Source organism: Calidithermus roseus (assembly GCF_003574095.1).
GTDB lineage: Bacteria > Deinococcota > Deinococci > Deinococcales > Thermaceae > Calidithermus > Calidithermus roseus.
The window spans coordinates 1-24,127 of the sequence record NZ_QWLA01000058.1 but is presented as its reverse complement, the minus strand read 5'-3'; the positions used below and the strand labels follow the sequence as shown (position 1 = coordinate 24,127).

25 protein-coding genes and 1 pseudogene are annotated in these 24,127 nt (G+C 66.1%); 8 read left to right on the top strand and 18 right to left on the bottom strand.

Annotated elements, in window-relative coordinates:
- The 7 genes from Mrose_RS13475 to Mrose_RS13450 form a co-directional block, all read right to left on the bottom strand.
- Positions 1–968 (bottom strand): N-acetylmuramoyl-L-alanine amidase family protein (locus Mrose_RS13475; RefSeq protein ID WP_245969915.1); only part of this gene is annotated, 968 nt, incomplete at its 3' end.
- Between the two features lie 106 nt (positions 969–1,074).
- Positions 1,075–2,007, bottom strand: coding sequence for a VWA domain-containing protein (locus tag Mrose_RS13470; RefSeq protein ID WP_119279075.1), 933 nt, complete (start codon positions 2,005–2,007; stop codon positions 1,075–1,077).
- A gap of 127 nt (positions 2,008–2,134) precedes the next feature.
- The gene (locus Mrose_RS13465) at positions 2,135–2,800 is read right to left on the bottom strand and encodes an MT-A70 family methyltransferase (RefSeq protein WP_119279073.1); all 666 of its coding nucleotides are present in this window, start codon (positions 2,798–2,800) and stop codon (positions 2,135–2,137) included.
- A 2-nt stretch (positions 2,801–2,802) separates the two neighbouring features.
- Entirely contained in the window at positions 2,803–3,072 is a 270-nt protein-coding gene (locus Mrose_RS19835; protein ID WP_220452332.1) for a BglII/BstYI family type II restriction endonuclease, read from the bottom strand.
- Positions 3,056–3,394, bottom strand: a complete 339-nt coding sequence (locus Mrose_RS19830; protein ID WP_220452331.1) for a BglII/BstYI family type II restriction endonuclease — start codon at positions 3,392–3,394, stop codon at positions 3,056–3,058. The genes Mrose_RS19835 and Mrose_RS19830 overlap by 17 nt, the downstream gene beginning before the upstream one ends.
- 42 nt (positions 3,395–3,436) lie before the next feature.
- The gene (locus Mrose_RS13455; RefSeq protein WP_119279071.1) at positions 3,437–5,467 is read right to left on the bottom strand and encodes a (Fe-S)-binding protein; all 2,031 of its coding nucleotides are present in this window, start codon (positions 5,465–5,467) and stop codon (positions 3,437–3,439) included.
- A 164-nt stretch (positions 5,468–5,631) separates the two neighbouring features.
- Complete coding sequence (locus Mrose_RS13450; RefSeq protein WP_147371657.1) at positions 5,632–5,931, bottom strand: NIPSNAP family protein; 300 nt, start codon at positions 5,929–5,931, stop codon at positions 5,632–5,634.
- Between the two features lie 89 nt (positions 5,932–6,020).
- Between Mrose_RS13450 and Mrose_RS13445 the strand changes: the two genes are divergently transcribed.
- Positions 6,021–6,266, top strand: coding sequence for a hypothetical protein (locus Mrose_RS13445; protein WP_119279067.1), 246 nt, complete (start codon positions 6,021–6,023; stop codon positions 6,264–6,266).
- Here the strand turns inward: Mrose_RS13445 and Mrose_RS13440 are convergent.
- The 8 genes from Mrose_RS13440 to Mrose_RS13405 form a co-directional block, all read right to left on the bottom strand.
- A complete protein-coding gene (locus Mrose_RS13440) occupies positions 6,263–6,724 on the bottom strand; it encodes a CAP domain-containing protein (protein ID WP_119279065.1) in 462 nt (153 codons plus the stop codon). The genes Mrose_RS13445 and Mrose_RS13440 overlap by 4 nt on opposite strands.
- Positions 6,725–6,807: 83 nt before the next feature.
- Positions 6,808–7,257 (bottom strand): divergent PAP2 family protein, encoded by a 450-nt coding sequence (locus tag Mrose_RS13435; protein ID WP_119279063.1) that lies wholly within the window; start codon positions 7,255–7,257, stop codon positions 6,808–6,810.
- Positions 7,258–7,273: 16 nt separating this feature from the next.
- Positions 7,274–8,164 carry a bifunctional methylenetetrahydrofolate dehydrogenase/methenyltetrahydrofolate cyclohydrolase gene (locus tag Mrose_RS13430; protein WP_119279061.1) on the bottom strand — a complete coding sequence of 297 codons (891 nt, stop codon included), beginning with the start codon at positions 8,162–8,164 and terminating at the stop codon, positions 7,274–7,276.
- An 88-nt stretch (positions 8,165–8,252) separates the two neighbouring features.
- Positions 8,253–8,705: a transcription antitermination factor NusB gene (gene nusB / locus Mrose_RS13425; protein WP_119279059.1), complete on the bottom strand. Its 453-nt coding sequence runs from the start codon at positions 8,703–8,705 to the stop codon at positions 8,253–8,255.
- A complete protein-coding gene (locus Mrose_RS13420) occupies positions 8,695–9,033 on the bottom strand; it encodes an Asp23/Gls24 family envelope stress response protein (protein ID WP_119279057.1) in 339 nt (112 codons plus the stop codon). The genes nusB and Mrose_RS13420 overlap by 11 nt, the downstream gene beginning before the upstream one ends.
- A gap of 58 nt (positions 9,034–9,091) precedes the next feature.
- Positions 9,092–9,721 carry a hypothetical protein gene (locus tag Mrose_RS13415; RefSeq protein ID WP_147371656.1) on the bottom strand — a complete coding sequence of 210 codons (630 nt, stop codon included), beginning with the start codon at positions 9,719–9,721 and terminating at the stop codon, positions 9,092–9,094.
- A 3-nt stretch (positions 9,722–9,724) separates the two neighbouring features.
- The gene (locus Mrose_RS13410) at positions 9,725–10,342 is read right to left on the bottom strand and encodes a hypothetical protein (protein WP_147371655.1); all 618 of its coding nucleotides are present in this window, start codon (positions 10,340–10,342) and stop codon (positions 9,725–9,727) included.
- Between the two features lie 3 nt (positions 10,343–10,345).
- Positions 10,346–12,664, bottom strand: coding sequence for a DUF5995 family protein (locus Mrose_RS13405; protein ID WP_182482814.1), 2,319 nt, complete (start codon positions 12,662–12,664; stop codon positions 10,346–10,348).
- Between the two features lie 105 nt (positions 12,665–12,769).
- On the opposite strand from Mrose_RS13405, the gene Mrose_RS13400 reads away from it, so the two are divergent.
- The 4 genes from Mrose_RS13400 (at position 12,770) to Mrose_RS13385 (ending at position 17,311) form a co-directional block, all read left to right on the top strand.
- On the top strand, positions 12,770–14,719 hold the full coding sequence (locus tag Mrose_RS13400; protein WP_119279050.1) for an alpha-amylase family protein: 1,950 nt from the start codon (positions 12,770–12,772) through the stop codon (positions 14,717–14,719).
- Positions 14,720–14,854: 135 nt separating this feature from the next.
- Entirely contained in the window at positions 14,855–15,643 is a 789-nt protein-coding gene (folP, locus tag Mrose_RS13395; RefSeq protein ID WP_182482815.1) for a dihydropteroate synthase, read from the top strand.
- The gene (gene folB / locus Mrose_RS13390) at positions 15,636–15,989 is read left to right on the top strand and encodes a dihydroneopterin aldolase (RefSeq protein ID WP_119279046.1); all 354 of its coding nucleotides are present in this window, start codon (positions 15,636–15,638) and stop codon (positions 15,987–15,989) included. The genes folP and folB overlap by 8 nt, the downstream gene beginning before the upstream one ends.
- On the top strand, positions 15,986–17,311 hold the full coding sequence (locus tag Mrose_RS13385; RefSeq protein ID WP_119279044.1) for a bifunctional folylpolyglutamate synthase/dihydrofolate synthase: 1,326 nt from the start codon (positions 15,986–15,988) through the stop codon (positions 17,309–17,311). Before folB ends, Mrose_RS13385 begins: the two co-directional genes overlap by 4 nt.
- A gap of 58 nt (positions 17,312–17,369) precedes the next feature.
- On the opposite strand, the gene folK is transcribed toward Mrose_RS13385, so the two are convergent.
- The gene (gene folK / locus Mrose_RS13380; protein ID WP_245969913.1) at positions 17,370–17,864 is read right to left on the bottom strand and encodes a 2-amino-4-hydroxy-6-hydroxymethyldihydropteridine diphosphokinase; all 495 of its coding nucleotides are present in this window, start codon (positions 17,862–17,864) and stop codon (positions 17,370–17,372) included.
- Between the two features lie 170 nt (positions 17,865–18,034).
- On the opposite strand from folK, the gene Mrose_RS13375 reads away from it, so the two are divergent.
- Complete coding sequence (locus Mrose_RS13375) at positions 18,035–19,474, top strand: NAD-dependent succinate-semialdehyde dehydrogenase (protein WP_119279040.1); 1,440 nt, start codon at positions 18,035–18,037, stop codon at positions 19,472–19,474.
- A gap of 22 nt (positions 19,475–19,496) precedes the next feature.
- Here Mrose_RS13375 and Mrose_RS13370 read toward each other — a convergent pair whose 3' ends face one another.
- Complete coding sequence (locus Mrose_RS13370; RefSeq protein ID WP_119279038.1) at positions 19,497–21,878, bottom strand: glutamine--tRNA ligase/YqeY domain fusion protein; 2,382 nt, start codon at positions 21,876–21,878, stop codon at positions 19,497–19,499.
- 107 nt (positions 21,879–21,985) lie between these two features.
- On the opposite strand from Mrose_RS13370, the gene Mrose_RS13365 reads away from it, so the two are divergent.
- Positions 21,986–22,888: a pseudouridine-5'-phosphate glycosidase gene (locus Mrose_RS13365; RefSeq protein WP_119279036.1), complete on the top strand. Its 903-nt coding sequence runs from the start codon at positions 21,986–21,988 to the stop codon at positions 22,886–22,888.
- A gap of 19 nt (positions 22,889–22,907) precedes the next feature.
- Entirely contained in the window at positions 22,908–23,813 is a 906-nt protein-coding gene (locus Mrose_RS13360; protein ID WP_119279034.1) for a helix-turn-helix domain-containing protein, read from the top strand.
- A gap of 64 nt (positions 23,814–23,877) precedes the next feature.
- Here the strand turns inward: Mrose_RS13360 and Mrose_RS19450 are convergent.
- A pseudogene (locus tag Mrose_RS19450) lies at positions 23,878–24,127 on the bottom strand (transposase); the annotation flags it as partial.

Below are 24,127 nucleotides of genomic sequence, written 5' to 3'. Positions count from 1 at the left end.
CCCATGGCCACCTCAGGGATCACGGGCAGGGGCGGGGGCTCGGGGGGCACGGCATCGGCAGAGGTGGACGTGGTCTCGGTGGGTGCAGGTTCAGGGAATGAGGGGTCGGCGGAAGGGGATGGGGACGCAGCTTCGGCAGGCGGGGCCGGAGGAGTCTGGGCCAGCACCGGTTGGGGTAGCACCTCCAGTGGCAGGGCTGCCGGGTACACGGGCTTGCTCGAGGGGCCGAAATAGTAGACCTCCAGGCCGCACCACGCATCCTCCTTGCCTCTGGGCGCGGCGTTGGCGTGGATGGAGACGAAGAGGTTCTTGCCCTGGGCCAGGGCCACCCGCCGCGAGAGGTCGGTGCGCTTGTCCGAGGAGAAGGCGAAGTCGCCCTGGCGGGTGTAGGTCACCTCGACCCCGGCGGCCTCGAGCAAGCTGCCCACCCGACGGGCGACCTCGAGGTTGACCTCCTTTTCGATCACCAGGCCCATCGCCCCAGGATCGGGGCCCCCGTGCCCAGCGTCCAGCACCACTGAGAAAAGCCTGCCCGAAGCCTTGACGAAGCTGAAGGGAGGTAACTGCGGCAAGGGCGCGGGGTCCACGAAAGCCCCCGAAACGTCCAGCACCAACCGCTCCCTCTTCGCTCCCGCAGCCGCGGCCAGCCCGATCTTGCGGAAGCCCCAGCTCTTTCCCACCCCCTGCGGCGTGAGCAGGGTGACGACCGCGCCGTCCTCCTTCTGCTCCAGGACATAGCCACTCAGCTCGGGCGTGCCCACCCGCCTGACCTCGGGCTTGACGCTTTGACGGGGCAGTATCACCCGCAGCGCCGGTCCTAGGGGCTCGAGCCGGAACGGAGCCCCTGGCGGGATCTCCAGCACCACCCGTGTGTAACCAGGCTGGTCCCCAATACGCGGAGGATCGAGTTCTGCCGCCCAGGTCGGGGGAGTCAGCAAGGCAAGGCAGATCAACGCGGTTCTGAACATGGCCCTTAGGGGCCAGTGTACGCGCCGGGCAGCCCCCTTGGGGTGAATTGGGTTTTTTATCTGGCCTTAAGCTGCCTCTCAGCCGCGCGTGCGGGGGAAGTGCGCCTCATACCACCCTGCGCCGCCAATTCGACACCAGCAGACTCGAGGCCAGCATCAAACCGGCCAGCAGGCTGGCCGCGCCGCTCACCTCGGTGCGGGTGGGCTTCCACCCCACCACCTTGCCCAGCCTGCGGTAAGCCTCCTGGAGCGCCTGGGCCGACTCGGCAGCGTAGTATTCCCCACCCGTGGCCTCGGCTATGGCGCGCAGGGTATGCTCGTCAAAGGCCATCCAATTGTTGAAGTAAAAATCATCCTCACTCTGGCGCCTGCCCAGGCCGATGGTGTGGACCACCACCCCCATCTCCTTGGCCTGTTCGGCGACCTCGAGCGGCTCCACCCCCCAGTTGTTGCGCCCGTCCGACAGCAACACCACGCTCGAAGGGCCCAGCGGCTTGCCCGTTGCGTCCACGGGGAACGCCGCCAGGCTCTCGCGCAGACCCTCGCCGATCGCCGTCCTGCGCGCGAGCTCGAGGTTTTCGATCTGCTCGAGGACCCGCTGATGATCGGTGGTGAGGGGGACTTCGGTAGTGGCGTACCCCGCAAAGCTCACCAGCCCCACCTTGGCACCGGGCGGCAGGGCCTTCACGAAGCTTTGGGCTGCGGCCTTGGCCGCCTCGAGGCGGCTGGGATCGATGTCGGTGGCCCGCATGGAGAGGCTGATGTCAATCGTCAGCACGACCCCGGCCAGGTTGTCGGGCATCAGAAGGGTGGCCTGGGGACGAGCCAGCGCCACGATGCCCAGAGCCAGGGCCGCGAAGTACAGCCCCGCCCCCAGGTGCCGTTTCCAAGGGGACTGGGGAATGGGAGCAAACTGAGCGGGGTTGGGGAAAAGCACGTAGGCGCTCGAGGCCGTCCTGCCGATCCTGCGGCGGTACTCCCACACCAGGAAGGGCAAAAGCAATAACAACAGCAGCAACTGCGGCGCCTGAAAAGCCATGGTTACCCTCGAGGGTACCGCTCGAGTTTGTAGTTTTGGTGAAGGCACGATGGTGGGCCGGAACACGCTTGCGAAGCGAGGCAGGCGTGTGTGGTGAAAGATAGGACTCTCGGACCGCCATCAATAGTCAGTTCAGGAGCAAGTAGGGCCGCACTTCATCAGGATCGAGTTTTTTTGATTGACTGTGATTGGCATACGTCGGCCAGGTCGGTGTGTAATCCTCGACTTGATTACCCCATTGATCCCAATTGGGTCGCTGCCCTCTTGCAAATAACTCAAGGTAAGGACCTGGGCTACAACTCTCAATGATCTCGTAAAGCTCATCCGGCTTACGTGAATGTTCACGCTTTTGCGTTTTGATGATGTTAACCTGGGTTCTACCCCTTTTCAGGGTTCGTAGATAGCCCCTGACACCAAACAGCACCATTTCGGTAGTGTTGCGAAAGTAAAATCCAACCCCTCTGCCGTCAGGGCCTCCGTCCTTACGAATCTTATGCCAAATCAGATTTGTCTTATACCTGAATCCCCATGCCTCCATAACCTCCAAACCTTCCTTGAGTAGGGCGTTTGGAACCCAGAGATAGAGGTGGCTGTTTTCCGCCGCCACGAGTGACACAGGGATTTCCTTGATTTCATCTAGTGTCAGGGTGGGGTAGCGACTCAGGCGTTTATGTTCAGGGGCAACCTTTCCAGTTCGGTTGACAAACTGCCAGGGAGGATCAGCCAGTATCGCGCCATAGCCACGCTGAGGAACGATGTTTGCGAAGTCCTGTGCAGCGCTTATCTTTCCCATAATCAACACCCCTCGTCGAACAATGACGCTTTTATGCCGAACACGAGCAAAGGACAACCGCCCCCACCACCACCGGCTATACGTGGAAGGAGCTTGCTCATATGAGTAGTGGAAGCCCCATAAGAACTACCACGCTCCAACCCATCAAAAATATCCTGGAGTTCATCACAGCGAGTGATGATGACCCCGACACTTATGGCACGCAGCTCAAAGAGCAGGCGAAAGTTATTGAGATCCCGATCAAAGAACGGATCCTTATTGTTCCACTCTATGCTCGAGAGCTACGCGATTTTTGTAGCAGTCAACTTGATGGGTAGGAGAAGATAGCTCTACCTCATCAACGATCACCGAGGTGTTGAATTGCTTCTCAACCCAACCCCGCGAATATAGAAACCCATCTATAGCTCGTGAAACCTTTGACCTATTCCCTCCAGCATCGGTAATCCAGCTCTTGCAAAGCTTGAACTGAAGCAGCAGTTCCACAATGTCATTCCATTCGCTTGGGAAATCTGTCTTCAAGATTGCAGACGCATGTTTCCATTCGTGAACTTCGTAGTGCTCATGTACGTATGGTGGCAGCAAATCCAGAGCCATAGGTTCTGAATAAAATATAACACTGCCGATCTAGTCTGTGACCTACCCAGCGGCCTCCTTGCCCTTGCGGATGCCCTGCAGCACCAGTTCGGAGAGGTCGAGCACCTGCGGGGCCTGGCCCTCGGGCTCCTGGGCGGTTTCCACGTTCATCATCTGCATGCAGAAGGGGCAGCCCACGGCGATGGTACCGGCCCCCGTGGCCTTGAGCTCGCGGTAGCGGTTGGCGCTCACCCGCTCGGTGCCCGGCTCCTCTTCCTTCCAGAACTGGGCCCCTCCGGCTCCGCAGCAGAAGGAGTCCTTGCCGTGGCGCGGAGGCTCGGTGAGCTCGAGGCCCACGTCCTTGAGCACCTCGCGGGGCTGGGCGAAGACCCCGTTGTGGCGGCCTAAGTAGCAAGGGTCGTGGTAGGTCACCTCACCGTTCACCGGAAGAGGCTGCAAACGCCCGGCGTCGATGAGCTCGGCGATGTACTCGCTGTGGTGCTTGACCGTATAGACCCCGCCGAAGTCTTTGTACTCGTTGGCGATGGTGTGGAAGCAGTGGGGGCAGGTGGTGACGATGGTCTTGGGTTTGGCCTCCATCGCGGCATTGAGCGTGGCCACGTTTTCCTCGGCCAGTTGGGTGAAGAGGTACTCGTTGCCCGCACGGCGGGCGGCGTCGCCGGTGCACTTCTCGCGCTTGCCCAGGACGGCCCAGCTGACCCCCGACTCGTGCAGGATCTCGGCGAAGGCCCTGGCGGTCTTCTGGGCCCTGGGGTCGTAGCTGGGGGCGCAGCCCACCCAGTAGAGCACCTCGGCCTCGGGGTTCTGCTCCACGGTAGACACCTCGAAGGGCAAGCCCTCGGCCCAGGCCATGCGCTTGTCCGGGCTCATGTTCCAGGGGTTGCCGTTGCGCTCCATGCCCCTGAAAGCCTGAGAGAGCTGGGCGGGGAACTCACCCTGCATCATCACCCGCTCGCGGCGCACGTCCACGATGTGCAGCATCTGCTCATTGCCCACCGGGCAAACCTCGACGCAGGCGTTGCAGGTAGTGCAGGCCCACACCGCCTCGTCGTTGAGGGCAAAGTCCATCAGCGCCCTGGGGCTGGGCTCCCCTTTGGCGAAACCGGGGAGGATCTGGTTGAGCTCGTAGCGCTCGCTGATCAGGATGGCGGCGGGGCTCAGGGCCTTGCCGGTAGCGTAAGCCGGGCAGACCTCCTGGCAGCGGTTGCACATGATGCAGCTATAGGCATCGAGCAGCCGGGGCCAGGCGAAGTCCTCGAGCCGGGCCACGCCCAGCCCGCTCTCCTCGGCCTCCTCAAAGTCCACTCTCAGCAGCGCTCCGGGTTTTTCCTTCTTGAAGGCGATGTTGAGCGGAGCCAGGAACAGGTGAATGTGCTTGGAGCGGGCAAAGTAGGGCAAAAACAGCAGGATCGAGCCCAGGGCGAACCACCAAAAGAGGTGCTCGAGGAAGACGATCTCGCGCCCCTCGAGGTTGCCCAGCAGGCTTCCGATAGCCGAAGCCACCGGCTGGTAGGGGTCTGGCCCCACGTCGGCGGCCTGAGACGACTTGGAGAGCAGCCTCGAGCCCACGTGGAAGGTGATGAAGGCCCCCACGATCCCCGAGTCGCGGGGAATCCCCGAGCGCACCTGCTCGTGCAGGGGAACGTTCTCGCGCCAGGAGAAGTCTTTTGGCCGGGTCACGTAGCGGCGCAGCATGAGCCCCGCGATGCCCACCAGGATCAGCGCGGTCAGGACGTCGGCTACCAGGTTGAAGCCGTTCCAGAACCAGCCACCCCGCGTCTGGAGGGGGAAATAGCCCTCGAGCACGTCCACGAAGTTGACCAGCAGATAAAACACGAAACCGAAAAACACGAAGGCGTGCAGCAGCGAAACCCACGGACGCTTCTTGAACACCGTCTGCTGGGTCAGCACCAACCACAGGGCCCTGCCCAGCCGCGCAGGCAGCCGGTCGAAGCGGTTTTCGGGCTTACCCCGCGCGATGGCCCTGTACACGCGGTAAAACGCCACGCCGCCGAAGTAAGCGGCAGCAGCAGCCAGGAGCAGGAAGAGGATTTTCTCGGGTACGCTCAGCATCAAGCCTCCAAACTTATACTTGGTATAAGATTATAGCTCGGACTCCGCTATAGTCTAGCGTCTTACGTCGATGGTCGAGAGCCTATAGCAAAATGCTAAACGCCGAACGTCCAACGCCGTAGGGGCAGGCCCCCGTGCCCGCCCTTCGCTGAGGGCTGAGCCCGTCAGACTTCGACCACCCGGTAAATCTCGCGCCTTCCCTCGCGCACCAGCGGCACGAAGCGGGCGTACCAGGCCCTCCAGTCGCCATCCTGGCCCATTCGGGCGAGGGAGGCCTCGAAATCGGCCAAGCTCTCGAAGTGGCTTTCGTTGACCAGGGTGTAGTAGGGACCGGCCACGTCCACCATGACCCTCGAGAGGGGGTAGCCCATGCGCTGCTCGATCGCCAGACCCTCTTTCATCAAGGCCAGGGCATCGCGGGTCTTGCCGAAGTGAAGCTGGAACACGTCCCGAACCACAACCATGACAACCTCCTCGGTCTTGCCGGAGCGGACCAACGGGATGCATACCGAGGATACTCCCCGACGTGAATGATGGGGAATAATGGGCGGCGATGAGCACCATCGCCGTCGCCTGGTTCTTGCTGCTGGCCTTTTCGGCCTTCAACCTCTACGCCGCCTATCGCCTGCTCAAAGCCCGCAAGCTCACTAACTTGATGTGGATTCCCCTGGTGGGCACGGTAATCCCCATCCTGCTCTTCGCCTGGAGGCCCGGCGGACTGACCCTGCTGTCCTTCCCGGTGCTCCAGAGCATCGCTTTTTACGTGCTGATCACGATTGTCAACCGCAAGACGCCTTAACGGGGCTGAGCCAGCACCACCGCCCAGGCGTTGCCCACGGGGGAGAAACCCGCGCCGAACTCCTTGTAGTAGGGGTTCATGATGGCCCGGCAGTGTACGCCCGAGCGCAGCCACCAACGAATCGCCCTGGCGGGGCTGGGGCTTCCTCCCTTGAAGATGATCTCCGACATGCGCGTGTAGCGATACCCGGCGCGACTGAGGCGCACCCTGGGGCCAACCCCGCCGTAGTAATGGGAGAGAAAACCCTTCTGACCCATGTTAATGGCATGACCCAAAGCCGTTTTGGCCAGCACCGCGTCGTACTTCAGGGCCGGGAGCTTCAAGCCGCCCCCACCCCCCGGACAGCGCACCCCCTGCGCCCGGGCTTGGTTGATCAGGCCCAGCACTTGAGCCTCGAGCGAAGCAGCCAAAGAAAATCCGCTCAGCAGCAGCACTCCCAGCACGACCCAACGCCCCATTGCCATGCTCCTCGGATTACCCGCCGAGTATAAACTCCAGGGGCGGGAAACGGGAAGGTTGGAGTCGGAGCTTCGGCTCTGGCTCAAAAAAGGCTAAAGCTCAGCCAGGCAAAGAGCCCGCCCAAGATCGCCCCGACCGCGACCTCGAGGTAGGTGTGGCCCAGCAGTTCTTTAAGGGGTTCCTGCTCGGGACCGCGCTGGATGACGGTACGCAGCTCCTCGAAGAGGTCGTTGAGGCGGGCGGCGTGCAACCCAGCAGCACGGCGGATGCCGGTGGCGTCGTACATCACGATGGTGGCCAGCACCACTGCGATGGCGAAGAAAGTGCTGCCCCAACCCTCAGCCATGCCGATGCCCACCGCCAGGGCCACCACCGTAGCCGAGTGCGAGGAGGGCATCCCACCGGTTTCCATCAACCGCTCCCACTCCCAGCGACGCTCGACGTAGTAATAGACGAACAGCTTGAGGATCTGAGCCAAGGCGGTAGCCAGCAAGGCCGTCCAGAGCACCTGGTTGGAGAGGAGTTCAGCCATAGCGGATTGACTCGGGCTATTCTACAGGGCTGCCCGTCGTGATGGGGACCGTCCCAGACTCGCCCCGGCGGCGCATGGCGGCCTTCACGGTGTTGAAAAGGAGCATGGCCACCGTCATGGGGCCCACTCCGCCGGGCACCGGGGTGAGTGCCGAGGCCACGCGCGCCACTTCCGGGGCGCAATCGCCCACCAGGATGTCGCGGCCCTGCTCGTTGCGGCCCACCCGGTTCACGCTCACGTCGATCACCACCGCGCCAGGGCGCACCATCTCGGGGGTGATGAAACCGGCCCTCCCCACCGCCGTCACCAGGATCTCGGCCCGACGGGTGACCTCGGCCATGTTCCGGGTGCGGGAGTGGGCGATGGTCACGGTGGCGTTCTCGCGCAGCATCATGGCGGCGAGGGGTTTGCCCACCAGGTTGGAGCGGTTGACGATGACCACCTCCTTGCCCGCCACGGTGATGCTGTAGTGCCTGAGCAGGCGCATAATGCCCGCCGGGGTGCACGACTCCAGCGCCTCCTGCCCACTCCACAGCCGCCCCGCGCTCACGGGGGTGAGGCCGTCGACGTCCTTGGCGGGGTCGATGGCCTCGAGCACCGCCTGCTGCCGGATCTGCTTGGGCGTGGGGAACTGCACCAGGATGCCGTCGACCCCGTCGTCGGCGTTGAGGCGAGCGATGTGCTCGAGCAGTGTCGCTTCGCTGGTGTCTTCGGGGAACACGTCTACCTGGCTGCTGAGGCCGATCTTTCGGGCCTGGCGGTCCTTGAGTCGTACGTAGGACACCGAAGCCGGGTCCTCCCCTACCCGCACTACCCGCAGGTGAGGCACGTAGGGCAGGTGGGTCAGCTTAGCCTTGAGTTCTTCGTAAACGGCTTCGGCCACGGGAGGGCCGGCGAGTTCGAGCATGCAAACACCCCTCGTTGAAAGTTTAGCGTTCGGAGGAGGTGGCGGTGGAGGCGCATCCGCCCCCTGCCCCCTACCGCTCACCCTTGCTTCAGGACCTGGAGGAAGTCTGGATTTCCCCCGCCTCGATGCGCTTGAGCAATCGGGCCAGCACCCCGTTGACGAAGCGGCCTGAGTCCTCGCCGCCGTAGCGCTTGGCGATCTTGACCGCGACCTCGATGAGGGGGGGGTGGGGGGTCTGTTCGTAGAGCATCTCGTAGGCAGCCAGCCGCAGGATGGCCAGGTCGGTCTTGGCCATCTGGCCGAAGCTCCAGCCCTCGATGGTGGCCTTGAGCACCGCATCGACGGCGGCGGCCTCACGGCCATAGCCTTCGATCAGCTTGCGGGCAAAATCCAAGCTCTCCTGGTCCAGTCGGTCGCCGTAGGTCTCGTCGTCGCCCTCGAGGTCCTGGGTGGCGTGCTTCCAGGCGGCCTCGAGGTCGCCCCCGCCGTTGGTGTACTCGAAGAGCACCTTGAAGGCCAGTTCGCGCGCCTTACGCCGCACTGCCGCCCTCCCGGTATTCCACCGCCACCACCGTGAGGTTCACGGCCCGCACCTTGAGCCCGGTCGAAGCGCTCAGGGCCTCGGCCACGGTGCGCTGGGCGTTCCTGGCGAGCTCGGGGATGGGCTGGCCGTAGTCCACGCACACATTGAGATCGACGCTTAGGGAATCCCCCTCGCGCTCGACCCGCACCGGCTTGCCGCGCCGCCCGGAGATCATCTCCCCCACGCTGCGGGCCCCGGACTGGGCCAGGCGCAGTCCCTGGGCGCCCTCGAGGGCCAGGGTCACCAGCCCCACCAAGGCGTTGTCGGAAAGGTCGTAATCCACCATAGGGCTATCATAAAGCCGCGAGCGGAATACGTAGCCTCAACTATGATCCGAGGAAGGCTTAGCGGTCCGGGTCGGCATCGGGGTCGTACCCTCGGTAGAGGATGGTGATGAGGCGGTCGTCGGCCTCCATGTCGATGAGCCAGCCCTTCCCGGTGCGGTTGAGCCTCAGGTCGTGCTCGAAGCGGTCCCACCCCACGCTGGGGTCGTTGCGGGCGAGCCTCCAGGCCTCTTCGACGGTGAGGTTGGGGTCCGGGGGCCCGTCCGGCATCCTGCCGTCCTTGTCGGGGCGAAGCCCCCTTAATTCCTCATACCTCGCCGCGATCGCGGTGGTGTCGATGATCTCGAGCTCCACCCTCACCAGGGCCACGCCCCCCTCCACGCGCGCCGGGCCCAGCCTCCAGCGGTAGTTCTCCAGCGGCAGGGCCTCCCGCCGGGCCGCGCGCAGCACCGAGGGGGTGAAGCGGCCGAAGAAGGAGTTCTCGTAGGCCTTGGGGTCCCCCGTCCAGTAGTAGGCGATGCGCACCAGGTCCTTCCGCAGCAGGGCGTGGATGTAGCTGTCGGCGACCCTCACCGGGTCGCTGAGGTCGTCGGTGTAGACGTGGGAATCGCCTCGCGAGAGCATGAGCACCCCCCCGGCCATGCCGAGCACGGCCACCATGGCCAAGGTCGTTAGCACGGATCGCTGCATGGCTCAGTCGGGGCGCTCGTACCCGTACCAGATGATGTCGTCCAGCCGCTTGGCGTTCTCGCTGTCGACGGTCCAGCCCTTCTCGGTGCGGTTGAGCTTCAGGTCGTGCTCGAAGCGGTCCCAGCCCACGCTGGGGTCGTTGCGGGCGAGCCTCCAGGCTTCCTCTTCCGTGAGGTTGGGGTCCGGGGGCCCGTCCGGCATCCTGCCGTCCTTGTCGGGCCGAAGCCCCCAGAGCTCCTCGAATCTGGCCGCGATCGCGGTGGTGTCGATGATCTCGAGCTCCACCCTCACCAGGGCCACGCCCCCCTCCACGCGCGCCGGGCCCAGCCTCCAGCGGTAGTCCTCCAGCGGCAGGCCATTCCTGCGGGCGATGGCCGGGAGGGAGGGGAACACCCGGCCGAAGCCCGACTTGCGGTAGGCCTCCCGGTCGCCCGTCCAGTAGAACACCGCCCGCTCGAGGTCGTTGAGGATCGAGGCCTTGACGTAGCTGTCGGCGACCTCCACGGGGTCGCTGAGGTCGTCGGTGTAGACGTGGGAACCGCTTCGCGAGAGCATGAGCACCCCCCCGGCCATGCCAAGCACGGCCACCATGGCCAAGGCCGTTAGCAAGGATCGCTGCATGGCTTACCTCAAGAATTGCTTTGGCTGGATGTTGTAGCGCTGAGTCAACACCTCATCCAAGCGCGTTTTCTTCTCTGGGCTTTGGGCGCTATAGAGATAAACTATGCGTGCAGATTGTTTATTTATCTCTTCTGTGCCCGCCTCCATCCACTTGGCAATCTGGTTAGCCGCGTTCATCAGGGTGAGCTTGGGGTAGTATTCCCGAGCCAACAGGCGTTCCAGCCGCTCTCTCCGCTCCCCGTCGAACAGCCGCACCAGCGAGTAAGCGTCCACGCTATCGATCAGGAGCGCCAGGTCGCCAATCTGCCTCGAGGCCTCCACGATCCGCAGCATGAAGTCCTGGGCCAGGCCTGGGGAGCCGGGGCTGCCGAGAAGGGCGGCTTGGGCAATCTCGCCCTTCTGGAACTCCATGAGGATCGAGGAGCGCTTGTAGAAGTCCCAGGAGCGGATGGCCTCGTCCGAGACCGAAGCCTGGCCGACCAGCCCGCCGATGAGGTCGTCCAGCCCGTCAAGGAGGAGGCTACCGATGGCATTGTTGCCCTCCTTGAGGTAGCCGAGAACGTGGTCAACAGCGTTGCTGTTGGTGATGCCCTCGAGGCCGGGCCGGTTGACGCCGATGGCCCCGACGGTTCCCGAGAGGTGGTCCTTGCGGGTGACATCGCCCACCAGGCGCTCGTTTTGCAGCCGGTAGGGGTCCTCGCCCGCCTTGCCCTCGGCCACCATCCGCTCGGCGCGGTGCCAGGTCGCCAGGCGTTCGCGGTTCATGCTGGCCCCCAGCAGGTCGCGCATGGCGTGTTCGGAGAGACCGCCCTGCTTGAACAACTTGGCAAGCTCTACGTCGAAGGAAGTCCCCATGAGGCGCAGCAGGCGCTCGATGTCGGCGAACATCTGGCGGGTCGCGTTGTCGAAGACGCCGCCCATGGCGAAGAAGTCGGGGCGGAAGTCCTCGAGGCGGGCCCCGTAGGCGTCCCGGTAGCGCTCGAAAACCCAGGCCTCGGCGCGGGGGAGGTCGAAGCGGATGTGGGCCAGCATAGAGGCCACCAGCGAGAAGACGATCTTGCCGACCTGGCCGGGGATGTTCTCCATCTGCTTCTGGGCGGTGGCGGTCTTGAAGGCTTCGCGCCAGTGGGGCTCCTGCTTGCTGGCGACGGCTCCCAGGTTGTCCTCGTAGAGCTTGTCGAAGTAGAGCACGCACCACAGCACGTAGGTGGGGTAGTAGTAGGTGCGCTCCTGGGCGAAGAGGATTTCGTTCTCGGTGACGTGGCTGTAGACCTGGGCGAACCAGTAGCGGTAGTCCAGGACTTCCTTGTCGTTTGGGGAGAGCATCCGGCGGGCGCGGGCGCGCTGCTCTTGCAGCAGGGTCTGGGCGCTGGCGAGCATGGCTTTGTACTCCCGCTCGTCCTCGACGATGTTCTTGTTGGGGGGTTCGGTTTCGCTGCGTACCGGAGGGTTGCCCTTGAGGCGGCCCGTCTCCCGCCAGGTGCGGGCGGGCGGGGGGGCGCCCTGGGCTTGCAGCCCGGCGACAGGCAGCAGGGAATAGCCCAGGCGGAGGGCTTCGGCGAAGGCCCTGGGGGCTTTCTCCTGGAGGTAGCGCAACACCCTCTCGCGCTCGAGGTCCGTCGAGGAGGCCAGTTCGGCGGCGGCAGCGGCGCGGCCTCCCCCTACCGAGGCGAGGTTTTCGGCGAGGCGCTGGGCCTTGCGCTCGAGGCTCTCGCCCATTGGCCGGCCTTGGGAACGGGGAGGGTGAGCTTTGGGAGGCTTAGCCGGGGCCGCGACCACCTCCGGCAGGGCGGGGAAGCCGCCGTCCAGCGGCAGGTGCTCGTGCTCCAGGCGCAGGTAAACCTCTTCTACCCGGCCGCCCCCGGCAGGCCGCCACTGGGCGTGGAGGTGTCCGCGGGCGGCGAACTGGCGTAGGTCACGGGCCTCCAAGCGCAGTTCCCCCAGCCGCCGCCCCTGGGCGTTGTACTCGGTGAACCTGGCCTGCCCCTCTCCCGCCTGGCCCACCAACCGCGTGGTGTAGCCGTGGGCCGGATAGGCGGCGCGGCCCTCCAGTTCACCGTCGCGGCTTTGTAGGGTCAGGGTGCAGGGCTGCCCGGCGATGGAGGCCTGGCACACGTAAGTCCAGCGCTGAGGGTGTTTCTCGCGGAAAGCTTGCCGGCGGGTCTGCTCGGCCGCCTGGGCCGCCTGGCGCTGGCGGTACTCTTCCCGGTGCTGCTCCAGGGCGTGCTGCTGCTCAGGGCTGAGCTCCTCCCGGTGAGGGCGGTAGCTTGAAATGTGTCGGTGGCCGTCGTACGAACGGCTGTGGTCGTACTGGCGACCCATGCCATCCAGTTTAGCAGGATTTATTCTGTATTTTCCCTTAACGTAAGGAGTGGTTTTTCGGGGTGCTTTCGGGGAGCGTAGCCTTTGCGGTAGCCTGAGTGACCGATGTTCTCTACCCCGCTCCCCGCCGAACTGCGCTCCCTGCTCGAGCGCCTGCTGGTCCAGGCCCAAGCCGACCTCTCGGGCAGCGACCTCGAGACCTTCAGCCTGCGCCTGGAGCGCTACCTGCCCGAGCTATACACCGGCCTGAAGCCGGTCTACGCCGATGCGGAAGGGTTGCTGGAACGACTGCTGCCCATCCTGGTCACCGCCTACCGCGCCCGCCCCGCCGACCTCAAGCGCCTCGACGCCAAGCGCCTGCTGGCCCCCGACTGGTTCCAGCGCCCGGAGATGATCGCCTACGTGGCCTACACCGAGCGCTTCGCCGGAACGCTCAAGGGCATCGAGGAGCGGCTCGACTACCTCGAGGAACTCGGCGTGCGCTACCTGCACCTCATGCCCTTCCTCAAGCCGCGCCCGGCCCCCCACGACGGCGGCTACGCGGTGATGGACTACCGCGCGGTGCGCGAAGACCTGGGCACCATGGACGACCTCGAGGCCCTCACCGCAAAGCTGCGCGCGCGGGGCATCGCGCTGTGCTGTGATCTGGTTCTGAACCACGTGGCCCAGGAGCACGAGTGGGCGGTGCGGGCTCGGGCGGGCGAGGCGAAGTACCAGCACTACTTCCACATGTTCTCCGACCGCACCCTCCCCGACGAGTACGAGAAGACCCTGCCCGAGGTCTTCCCCGACTTCGCCCCGGGCAACTTCACCTTCGACGAGGCGAGCGGCAAGTGGGTGTGGACCACCTTCAACCGCTGGCAGTGGGACCTCAACTGGGCCAACCCCGAGGTCTTCCTCGAGTTCGCCGACCTCATCCTCTGGCTGGCCAACCGGGGCGTGGAGGTCTTCCGCCTCGACGCCATCGCCTTCATCTGGAAGCGCCTGGGCACCAACTGCCAGAACCAGCCCGAGGTGCACGCTATCACCCAAGCCCTGCGCGCCGTGGCCCGCATCGTGGCCCCGGCGGTGCTGTTCAAGGCCGAGGCCATCGTGGCCCCCGACGACCTGATCCACTACCTGGGCCAGGGCGAACACTTCGGCTTAGTCTCCGACACCGCCTACCACAACAGCCTGATGGTGCAGATCTGGTCGAGCCTGGCCTCGCGCGACGTGCGGCTGATGAGCGAGGCCCTGCGCCGCTTCCCCGTCAAGCCCACCAACACCGCCTGGTGCACCTATTTGCGCTGCCACGACGACATCGGCTGGGCCATCGCCGACGACGACGCGGCGCGGGTGGGGCTTTCGGGCGAGGCCCACCGCCGCTTCCTGTCGGACTATTACTCCGGACGCTTCCCCACCTCCCCCAGCCGGGGCCTGGTCTTCCAGGAAAACCCCCGCACCGGCGACCGGCGCATCTCGGGATCGGGGGCCAGCCTGGCGGGCCTCGAGCAGGCCCTCGAACAGAACGACCCCCGGCAGGTTCACCTCAGCCTCGAGCGCTTGCTGCTGGGCCACGCGGTGGTGCTGGGCTTTGGCGGAATTCCCCTGTTGTACATGGGCGACGAGTTGGCCCTGCTCAACGACTACTCCTACCTCGAGGAGCCCGAGCACGCCGAGGATAACCGCTGGGTCCACCGCCCGCACATGGACTGGGCCAAAGCCGCCCGCGCCAAAGCCGACCCCGCCTCGCCGGAAGGCCGCATGTACCACGGCCTGCTGCACCTCATCCGCGTGCGCCGCTCCACCCCCCACTTCCACGCCGCCCTCGAGGCGCAGATCCTCGAGCCGCGCAACCCGCACGTCTTCGGCTACGTGCGCCGTCATCCGCTGGGCAATCTGGTGGCGCTGTACAACTTCAGCGAGGAGGTCCAGTACTACCCCGCCGAGGTGCTCTGGCAGCAGGGCCTGAGCCTGCCTTTAGACCGCATCAGTGGCCAGCTCGTGCCCATCGAGCACCACCTGGTGCGGCTGGAGCCCTATGCCCGGCTGTGGATCACGGATGAGAAGGGATAGGCGGCCATGTACGCCCCCTACAGCATTGGGCGCTTTGCGTACGACCCTGTAGCGTTTCGCGTTTGGCGTCTGTAGCATAAGCGCGTGCTTTTACACCTGCGCGAGCACACCCTCGACCTCTCGAGGCCCCGGCTGATGGGGGTGCTCAACCTGACCCCAGATTCCTTCTCCGACGGAGGCAAGTACCACCGACTCGAAGCGGCGCTGGAGCGGGCGCGGCAGATGGTGGCCGAAGGAGCCGACCTGATCGACATAGGGGGCGAATCCACCCGCCCCGGAGCCCAGCCGGTGAGCGCGGAGGAGGAGAAGCGTCGGGTGCTGCCAACGCTCGAGGCCCTCCTGGAGCTGGGAGTGCCCATCAGCATCGACACCCGCAAGCCGGAGGTGGCCGCCGAGGCCCTGGCCCTGGGGGCTCATCTGCTCAACGACGTGACCGGGCTGCGCGACGAGCGCATGAGCGCGCTGGCCGCCCGTTACGAAGCTCCCGCCGTGATCATGCACATGCCCGTCCCCGACCCCGCCACCATGCAGCAGCACGCCCACTATGCCGACGTGGTAGCCGAGGTCAGGGAATTTCTGCAAACCCAGGCCCGCAAGGCCCTGGAGGCCGGGGTGCCGCAGGTGGTCCTCGACCCCGGCATCGGCTTTGGCAAAACGCCGGAGCACAACCTCGAGCTCATCCGCCGCCTGGACGAACTCGCCGCGCTGGGCCACCCGGTGCTGCTGGGGGCCAGCCGCAAGCGCTTCATCGGCACCCTGACCGGGGTGGAAGTGGCCGAGGAGCGGGTGATGGGCACGGTGGCAGCCCACCTCTTCGGCGTGAGCCGGGGAGCGCACATCCTGCGGGTTCACGACGTGAGGGCCCACCGGGAAGCGCTGGCGGTGTGGAACGCCCTGGGGGCTCAGGAGGTCGCGCATGGGTAGGGTCGTGCTCGCAGGCATCGAGCTATACGCCCGCCACGGCGTGCACGCCGAGGAGGAAAAGCTGGGGGCGCGGTTCGTGGTGGACGTGGAGATGGAGGTGGCCTTCGAAGGAAAGCCCGACGTCATCACCTCCACCGTGGACTACGGATCGGTCTTTCGCTTCGTGCAGAAGATCGCGACCGAGCAGCGCTTCTACCTCATCGAAGCTCTGGCCGACCACCTGGCCGAGGAGATCATGAAGCGCTTTGCCGATGTGCAAAAATTGGTGGTGCGAGTGCACAAGCCCCACGCCCCCCTGCCCGGCGTGGTGCGGGACGTGTTCGCGGAGACCTCGAGGCGGCGATGAACTACGGCGAGGCCCTGGATTACAGCGCTTCCCTGCTCAAGTTCGGTATTCGGCTCGGCCTGGAGCGCTTTCGTGAGCTGTTGCGGAGGGTGGGCGACCCCCACACGGCCTTCCGCGCGGTCCACGTGGCCGGGACCAACGGCAAGGGTTCGACCACCGTCTTCATCGCCTCGGCGCTGCGCGAAGCGGGCTACCGCACCGGCTGCTACCTCTCCCCCCACCTCTTCGACTTCCGCGAGCGCATCCAGGTGAACGGGGCTCTGATCCCCCCCGAGGCCTTCGCCCGGCAGGTCGAGCGCCTCAAGCCCGTGGTCGAGGAGCTGGCCCAGGACGAGCGCTACGGCCAGACCACCGAGTTCGAACTGATCACCGCCGCGGCCTTCGGTCACTTCGCCGAGGAGGGGGTGGAGGTGGCGGTGCTCGAGGTGGGCCTGGGGGGGCGGCTCGACGCCACCAACGTCATCCCACCCCCGCTGGTCGCCGTCGTCACCAGCATCGGCCTCGACCACCAGGAGGTGCTGGGCCATAGCCTGCGCCAGATCGCGCTCGAGAAGGCCGGAATCCTCAAGCCGGGCGTTCCCGTAGTGACGGGCGTAACCCAACCCGAAGCCCTCGAGGCCATCGAGGAGGTGGCCCGCCAGCAGGGGTGTCCGCTGTACAAAGTCGAGCCCGCTGCGGAGCGTCGCGCCGACGGCTACGCCTACTACGCTTCCGATGCCCGCGGGCTTTCGATCTGGCTGCCCGAGGTGCCCTTGATCGGGCTGCGCCTGGCCCTGCAGGGCCATTTCCAACACGCCAACGCCGCCGTGGCCGCCGCTGCCCTCAACCTGCTGCGAAAGCAGGGGCTGGCGATTCCCGAAGAAGCCCTGCGCCGGGGCCTCGAGCAGGCCCGTCTTCCGGGCCGTTTCCAGGTCCTGCGAATCGAGCACCCTCCCCGCACCCTGGTGCTCGACGTGGCCCACAACCAAGACGGCGCTCGCGTGCTGGCCGAGGCCCTGCAACACGCTTTCCCCGGCCAGAAGGGGCTCTTCGTGGTGGGCATGAAGGCCAACCATGACCCCGCCGAGTTCCTGCCGCCCCTCAAGGAGCACGTCGAGCGCCTGTGGGTCAGCCAGCCGCGCACCAGCCCCCGCCCGGTGGAAGAGCTGCTCGAGGTAGCCCACCGCCTGAGCCTGAGGGTACAGGCCATGCCCAGCATTCCGGAGGCGCTGGAGCAAGCCCTCGAGCACGCCACCCCCGACCAGCCCGTGGTCCTCACCGGCTCCTTGCTCACGGTGGGCGAGTTGCCCGAGCCCTACCGCAGCCTGGCGCTGAGGGGATAGGCTTCCACGGAAGCCGCCGATAGCCGCACGCCCCAGGCCCTCACCCCCTGACCCCAACCTACAGCCGCAAATCGGTGGGGCGGATTCCCGCGGTGTCCAACTTCGCCAGCAACGCCTCTACGGTCTGACCCAGACCCGGAACCACCCAATCCGGCGCGATGTCGGCCAGCGGAGCCAGCACGAAAGCCCGCAGGTGCATGCGGGGATGAGGGATCACCAGTCCGGGTCGCTCCAGACGCAAGTTGTCGCACAACAGCAAGTCGAGGTCGAGGGTGCGCGGGTCGTTGGGGTTCAGCCGCACCCGCCCCTCCCGGCGCTCGATGTCCAGCAGGCGCTCGAGCAGTTCCGTGGGCTCGAGTTCGCTCCTGAAGACCACCGCCGCGTTGAGGTAGGCCCCCTGACCGGCGGGACCGCCTACCGGATCGGTGTCGTACACCCGGCTCAGGAGCACATCGAGCGCCTTCGCCTCCTGCTTCAGCTGCTCCGCCCCGCGCCGCAGATGCCCCAGGCGATCCCCCAGGTTGGAACCCATAGCCACGGCGTAGCGATGCACGGCAACAAAGTATCACGAGACCCGCATGGCCTCGGGTTCGAAAGGTGAAGGGGCGCCGATGGCCAAGAGCCATTCGCGTCTTGCGTACGACCCCTGGCCACTGACCATCGACCCAGATTGCAGGTTGATACACCCCCCGCCGCCCGCTCGAGGATCAGAATGGGGTTGCCATGAGCATCAAGGAGATCACCTTCAACACCAAGGCCCTCGTCGGCGGCGAGTGGGTCGGCACCGCCCGGTCCTTTGCGGTGTATAGCCCCTACTCGGGCGAGGCCATCGCCCAGGTGGCCGACTGCGGCGAGGCCGAGGCTCGGCGGGCCATCGAGGCTGCGGTCACGGCCTTCGAGACCTGGCGCGATACCACCGCCTACGAGCGCGCCGCATTGATGAAAAAGTGGCATGCCCTGATCCTGCGTGACGAGCAGACCCTGGCCCAAACCATCGCCATGGAGATGGGCAAGCCGGTCAGCGAGGCGCTGGGCGAGGTGCGCTACGCGGCCAGCTTCGTCGAGTGGTACGCCGAGGAAGCCAAGCGCATCTACGGCGAGACGGTGCCCAGCCAGTTCGCTCACAAGCGGCTGTTCGCCATCAAGCAGCCGGTGGGGCCGGTGTACGGCGTGACCCCCTGGAACTTCCCCGCCGCCATGGTCACCCGCAAGATCGGCCCAGCCCTGGCCGCGGGCTGCACCTTCATCCTCAAGCCCGCCGAGCAGTCCCCCCTCACCGCCATCAAGCTGGCCGAGCTGTGGCTGGAGGCCGGAGGGCCGCCCGGAGTCTTGCAGGTGCTCACTACCTCCGACCCGGTGGCCCTCACGCGGGTGATGATGGCCGACGAGCGCATCCGCAAGATCACCTTCACCGGCTCGACCGAGGTGGGCAAGATCCTCACCCGCCAGAGCGCCGACACCCTCAAGCGCGTCTCCATGGAACTCGGCGGGCACGCCCCCTACCTGGTCTTCGAGGACGCCGACCTCGAGCAAGCCGTCAAGGACGTGGTGGCGTGCAAGTTCCGCAACGCGGGCCAGACCTGTGTGTGCACCAACCGCGTCTACGTGCAGCAGAGCATCGCCGAAGCCTTCAGCCAGAAGCTGGCCCAGGCTGCCGCCGGGCTCAAGGTGGGTGACCCCCTCGACCCCAGCACCCAGATCGGGCCGCTGGTGGATGCACAGGGCCTCGAGAAGGTCAAGGCTCACGTCGAGGACGCCAGGGCCAAGGGCGCTGCCGTGCTGACGGGAGGGGAAGCCACAGGTGGGCTGTTCTACGCCCCTACCGTGCTGACGGGCGTGCGGGAGGACATGCGCATCATGAGCGAGGAAACCTTTGGCCCCGTAGCCCCGGTGATCACCTTCAAGACCGAGGAGGAAGCCATCCGGGCCGCCAACAACACCCCTTACGGCCTGGCGGCCTACCTCTGGACGAGGGATCTGAGCCGGGCCATCCGGGTAGCCGAGCGGCTGGAGTATGGCATCATCGGCCTCAACGACGCAGTTCCTTCCACCGCCCAGGCCCCCTTCGGCGGAGTCAAGCAGAGCGGCTTTGGCCGCGAGGGCGGACACTGGGGGCTCGAGGAGTACCTGTATGTGAAGTACGTCTCGGTGGGGGTGGTCTAATAGCTGAGCGCTCGCTTTTCCCTCACCCCGCCAGCTTGCGGTTTAGCAACTCTTGCAGAAGCTGGGGATTGGCCTGGCCCTGGGTCTCGCGCATCACCTGGCCCACGAAGAAGCCCATCAGGCCGGTTTTGCCGCTGCGGTAGGCCGCGACCTTGTCGGGGTTGGCGGCCAGGACCCGCTCGATGAGGGGCTCGAGCGTCCCCGCGTCGCTGAGCTGGCGCAAGCCCCTGCGTTCGACGATTGTCACGGGGTCCTCCCCGCTCTGCTGGGCCTCGGCCAGCACGTCCTTGGCGATACGGGTGTTGATGCTACCCCCCTGCAGCAGCCGAACCAGCGCTGCAAGCTGAGCGGGAGTGACCCTGACCTGCTCCTCACGGATGGCCGGGCCCAGGTCATTGACCACCCAACCGGCCAACGCACCCATCTCAGCGTGCTTCGCGGCTTCGCTGAGGTAGGCTTCCAACCGGGGCTCCCGCGCCAGGACCAGGGCCTCGGCCTCCCCTACACCTTGGGACTTGAGGCGCTCGAGCACCTCCCTCTGCTCGGCGGTGAGGTCTGGCACCTCCCTCTGGCGCTCGGCGGTTGGCGTTTTGCGCTTGGCGGTTGGCGTTTTGCGTTCGGCCTCTTTGCCCCAGGTGTCCTTCAAGGTCACGATGCGGTTGAACACCAGCGCCTCGGGCCTCGAGTCAATGGGGTCGCGCCAGAAGTAGCCACTGCGCTCGAACTGGTAGCGGGTGTCGGCAGGGTCGTCCGCCACGCTGGGCTCGACGTAGCCGTGGGTGACCTCGAGGCTCTTGGGGTTGAGGAAGCTGAGGAAATCCCGGTCTTCGTGCGCGGGGCCACCCTCGTCCTCCGTCTCCTCGTCCTCGTGTTCCTTGGCCTCGGGGTGGGGCACGGTAAAAAGCCGGTCGTAGAGGCGGAACTCAGCCGCGAGTGCGCGCGAGGCGCTGACCCAGTGGATCACGCCTTTGGCGCTGGCGTTCTCGCCCAGCAGGGTGCAGCGCAGCTCGACGACCTCTCCGGCTTCGCCGGTGATGAAGCGCTCGCAGCGAATGACCCCCGCCCCGCGCAGCCGCACCGTCCCGCCCGGAGTGAGCCGCTTGAAGCCGGGAGGTGGGTCTATGGCGAAATCGTCTTGCTCGATGTAAAGCTCGCGGGTGAAGGGCACGGGCCGGGTGGCTTCCTCGGGCCTGACCCGCCGCCCACCGGGCAGGGCCACCAAGCCGTCGGGCGATTCCTGCACCACGTCGTGGGGCCAGTAGGCCAGGTGCAGGGTCTGCTCGTGGCCCTCGGGCAGGTTCTCCAGCACCACCTTCAGGGGGCGGGTCACGGCCATCACCCGCGGGGCGCGGTGGTTGAGGTCGTCGCGGATGGCGTGCTCGAGCAGCCCGATGTCCACCGTGCGGTTGGTGCGCGAGATGCCCACCTGCGAGGCGAAAGCCCGGATGGCCTCGGGGGTCACGCCCCGGCGCCGCTGCCCGGCCAGGGTCGGCATGCGCGGGTCGTCCCAGCCGCGCACGTAGCCGCCCGCGACCAGCTTGCGCAGCTTGCGCTTGGAGACCACGGTGTACTCGAGGCTGCGCCGCCCGAACTCGTACTGGTGGGGGCGGGGGGTTCTGTCCAGCGGGGGGTGACCCCAGAGGTGGTCCATCAGCCAGTCGTAGATGGCCCGGTTGTCCACGAACTCCAAGGAGCACAGGCTGTGGGTCACGCCGTCGAGGGCGTCGGAGGTGGCCTGGGCGAAGTCGTAGGAGGGGTAGATGCACCACTTCCTGCCGGTGCGGTAGTGCTCGGCGTGGACGATGCGGTAGAGCACCGGGTCGCGCAGCTTCATGTTGGGGCTGGCCAGGTCGATCTTGGCCCTGAGCACGTGGGCTCCATTGGGGAACTCCCCTGCGCGCATGCGCTCGAAGAGCTCGAGGTTCTCCTCAACGCTGCGCTCGCGGTAGGGGCTGGGCGTGCCGGGCTTGTCCACGCTGCCGCGCAGCCGGGCCATCTCCTCGGGCGAGACGCTGTCCACGTAGGCCTTGCCCATCTTGATGAGCCGAACGGCCATCTCGTAGAGCTGCTCGAAGTAGTTGGAGGCGAAGCTGGTCTCATCCCACTCCCAGCCCAGCCAACGCATGTCCTGGGTGATGGAGTCGACGTATTCCTGTTTCTCGGTCTCGGGGTTGGTGTCGTCGAAGCGCAGTCGGCACACCCCGCCGTAGTCGTGGGCGATGCCGAAGTCGATGTAGCTGGCAATTGCGTGCCCCAGGTGGGCGTAGCCGTTGGGCTCGGGCGGAAAGCGGGTCACCACCTTTTCATAGCGGCCCGCCTCGAGGTCAGCGTCGATGATCTCGGTGATGAAGTTGGGGCTGACCATGCGGCGACGGGGCTCAGGCGGGTTCTTCACGGTGCTCATAAGTCACTGACTCCAAGCATACACTCTGCTCGACTGAGCAAAAGGAAGGGCGATGCCAAGCGTGGCTCGATAGCCTGGCCCCGCCCGTGAACGGTATTCTTAGAGACATGCGCCTACACCCCGAAGTTGAGGAAGCCCTGGCCAACAACCAGCCGGTGGTGGCCCTCGAGTCCACCGTCATCACCCACGGCCTGCCCCGCCCCACCAACCTCGAACTCGCCCGCAAGCTGGAGCAGGCCGTGCGCGAGGAGGGAGCCGTGCCTGCTACCATCGCCATTCTGGAGGGCGAAATCTGGGTGGGGCTCACCGACTTTCAACTCGAGGCCATCGCCTTTGCCGCCCACGTGGAGAAAGCCAGCCTGTGGAACCTGGCAGCCATCCTGACCCAGGGCAAGCACGCCGGCACCACGGTGGCCACCACGGCCTTCCTGGCCCACAAGGCGGGGATTTCGGTCTTCGCGACGGGGGGCATCGGAGGCGTGCACCCCGCCGGCAGCGGGCAGGCCTCCTACGACGAATCCGCCGACCTCTTCGAGCTCTCGCGCACCCCCATCGCGGTGGTCTCGGCAGGACCCAAGAGCATCCTTGACCTGGCAGCGACCCTCGAGCGCCTGGAGAGCTACGGCGTGAGCCTGCTGGGCTACCAGACCAACAAACTCCCGGCCTTCCACACCCGCGAGTCGCCCTTCGACCTGCCCGCCAGGGTGGAAACCCCCGCCGAGGCCGCCGCCGTCTTCGCCCAGGCCCGCCGCCTGCTGCCCGGCGCCACGCTGGTGATGAACCCAGTTTCGCGAGGGCTGGAGTGGGCGCAGGTGCAAAGCTGGGTCGAGCAGGCCAACCAGGAAGCCGCCCGCAGCGGCATCCACGGCAAGGCCCTGACCCCCTTTCTGCTCTCGAGGCTGGCCGAGCTTTCGGGTGGGGTCACGGTGGAGGTGAATTTGCGGCTGCTGGAGGAAAATTCCCGCCTCGCGGCCCGCATCGCCGCGGCTTTGTCCCAGCTCAGGGTCTAGGGGCTTAGAATATTCCGGGATGTGTGAACTCGGAGACCGCCTGCGCCAGGCCCGTGAGGAACAGGGCCTCGAGCTCGCCCAGCTTGCCGAGCGGCTCAAGGTGCGGCGGGCCATCCTCGAAGCGCTGGAAGAGTGCCGCTACGACGAACTCCCGGAGGCTCCGCTGGCGCGGGGTTACCTCAAACGCTACGCCCAGGCCCTGGGGCTCGATCCCAAGCCCTTGCTGATGCTCTATCCAGCCAGCCCAGGCCCCATCCCCACCGACGAACGGCCCCCCCCCAGCCGAATTCCCACCCGCACTCCGCGCAGTCCCTGGCTGTGGGTGCTCCCGGTCCTGGCGCTCCTGGGAGCCGGGGCTTTCTGGTGGTATTCCGCTCGCCAGGGACGCTCCAGCGAAACCCCGCCCACGGTCGCGGTTGCCCCGGAGGTCAAGCAGGTGGTGCTGCGGGTGAGCACCGAGCCTGCCGGCGCGCGGGTCTACCTCGACGGCTTCCTGCTGGGTAACGCTCCCATCCAGGCCCCGGTCGAAGTGGGCGAGCGGGTACTGCGGGTCGAGGCCCCGGGCTATGTTCCTAAGCAGCAAACCCTCAACCTCCTCACCGACCAAAGCCTCACGGTGCGGCTCGAGGTCGCCAAGCCCCCGTCACCCCCTCAGAACACCACCTCCCAGCCCAACACCAACACGCTGGTCCTCCGGGTCGAGCAGCCCTCCTGGATTCGCGTCACCTCGCTCGACGGGCGCCAACTCTACGAGGGCATCGCCCCCGCAGGTGCCCAGCTCACCTACCCGCTGCCGGTCGACGTGCGCACCGGCAACGCTGGGGGAGTGCGGGTGATCGTGCAGGGCCAGGACCGGGGGCTCATGGGTGCCGTAGGGCAAGTGGTGCAGCGCCGTTTTGGCAACCCGCCCACGTCCAATCCCTAAGCGCCCGGGACCTGCCTGCGGTGAGGGGTCCTGGCTCCCTCCCGTGAGTAATTTTTGGAATGGCCCAGAGGGGGAGGGGAAACCCCCGCAGGTAGACCCGGTTCCCCTGGCGCCTGAGTCCTTCCAGGGTGCCCTCTCCCCAAAGCTGCCAGTCCCGCCGCATGCCCACCACGGCCTCAAACCCCAGCCTCCTGAGCCCTTGGAGGAAGCAGGTGGTGCCGAAGGCGGCATCGGCGCCCCCCGCACCCGGAAGGCCCGCCCCATCCAGGGGGGGCAGGGAGGCAAGGAGGTGGAGGGCCAGGAAGGAGAGGGGC

Excerpts from the sequence above, each read along its gene's own strand:
- Mrose_RS13470 (WP_119279075.1), bottom strand. The coding sequence starts at position 2,007 with ATGGCTTTTCAGGCGCCGCAGTTGCTGCTGTTGTTATTGCTTTTGCCC.
- Mrose_RS13465 (WP_119279073.1), bottom strand. The coding sequence starts at position 2,800 with ATGGGAAAGATAAGCGCTGCACAGGACTTCGCAAACATCGTTCCTCAG.
- Mrose_RS19830 (WP_220452331.1), bottom strand. The coding sequence starts at position 3,394 with ATGGCTCTGGATTTGCTGCCACCATACGTACATGAGCACTACGAAGTT.
- Mrose_RS13455 (WP_119279071.1), bottom strand. The coding sequence starts at position 5,467 with ATGCTGAGCGTACCCGAGAAAATCCTCTTCCTGCTCCTGGCTGCTGCT.
- Mrose_RS13450 (WP_147371657.1), bottom strand. The coding sequence starts at position 5,931 with ATGGTTGTGGTTCGGGACGTGTTCCAGCTTCACTTCGGCAAGACCCGC.
- Mrose_RS13445 (WP_119279067.1), top strand. The coding sequence starts at position 6,021 with ATGAGCACCATCGCCGTCGCCTGGTTCTTGCTGCTGGCCTTTTCGGCC.
- Mrose_RS13440 (WP_119279065.1), bottom strand. The coding sequence starts at position 6,724 with ATGGGGCGTTGGGTCGTGCTGGGAGTGCTGCTGCTGAGCGGATTTTCT.
- Mrose_RS13435 (WP_119279063.1), bottom strand. The coding sequence starts at position 7,257 with ATGGCTGAACTCCTCTCCAACCAGGTGCTCTGGACGGCCTTGCTGGCT.
- Mrose_RS13430 (WP_119279061.1), bottom strand. The coding sequence starts at position 8,164 with ATGCTCGAACTCGCCGGCCCTCCCGTGGCCGAAGCCGTTTACGAAGAA.
- Mrose_RS13420 (WP_119279057.1), bottom strand. The coding sequence starts at position 9,033 with ATGGTGGATTACGACCTTTCCGACAACGCCTTGGTGGGGCTGGTGACC.
- Mrose_RS13415 (WP_147371656.1), bottom strand. The coding sequence starts at position 9,721 with ATGCAGCGATCCGTGCTAACGACCTTGGCCATGGTGGCCGTGCTCGGC.
- Mrose_RS13410 (WP_147371655.1), bottom strand. The coding sequence starts at position 10,342 with ATGCAGCGATCCTTGCTAACGGCCTTGGCCATGGTGGCCGTGCTTGGC.
- Mrose_RS13405 (WP_182482814.1), bottom strand. The coding sequence starts at position 12,664 with ATGGGTCGCCAGTACGACCACAGCCGTTCGTACGACGGCCACCGACAC.
- Mrose_RS13400 (WP_119279050.1), top strand. The coding sequence starts at position 12,770 with ATGTTCTCTACCCCGCTCCCCGCCGAACTGCGCTCCCTGCTCGAGCGC.
- folP (WP_182482815.1), top strand. The coding sequence starts at position 14,855 with ATGGGGGTGCTCAACCTGACCCCAGATTCCTTCTCCGACGGAGGCAAG.
- folB (WP_119279046.1), top strand. The coding sequence starts at position 15,636 with ATGGGTAGGGTCGTGCTCGCAGGCATCGAGCTATACGCCCGCCACGGC.
- Mrose_RS13385 (WP_119279044.1), top strand. The coding sequence starts at position 15,986 with ATGAACTACGGCGAGGCCCTGGATTACAGCGCTTCCCTGCTCAAGTTC.
- Mrose_RS13375 (WP_119279040.1), top strand. The coding sequence starts at position 18,035 with ATGAGCATCAAGGAGATCACCTTCAACACCAAGGCCCTCGTCGGCGGC.
- Mrose_RS13370 (WP_119279038.1), bottom strand. The coding sequence starts at position 21,878 with ATGAGCACCGTGAAGAACCCGCCTGAGCCCCGTCGCCGCATGGTCAGC.
- Mrose_RS13365 (WP_119279036.1), top strand. The coding sequence starts at position 21,986 with ATGCGCCTACACCCCGAAGTTGAGGAAGCCCTGGCCAACAACCAGCCG.
- Mrose_RS13360 (WP_119279034.1), top strand. The coding sequence starts at position 22,908 with ATGTGTGAACTCGGAGACCGCCTGCGCCAGGCCCGTGAGGAACAGGGC.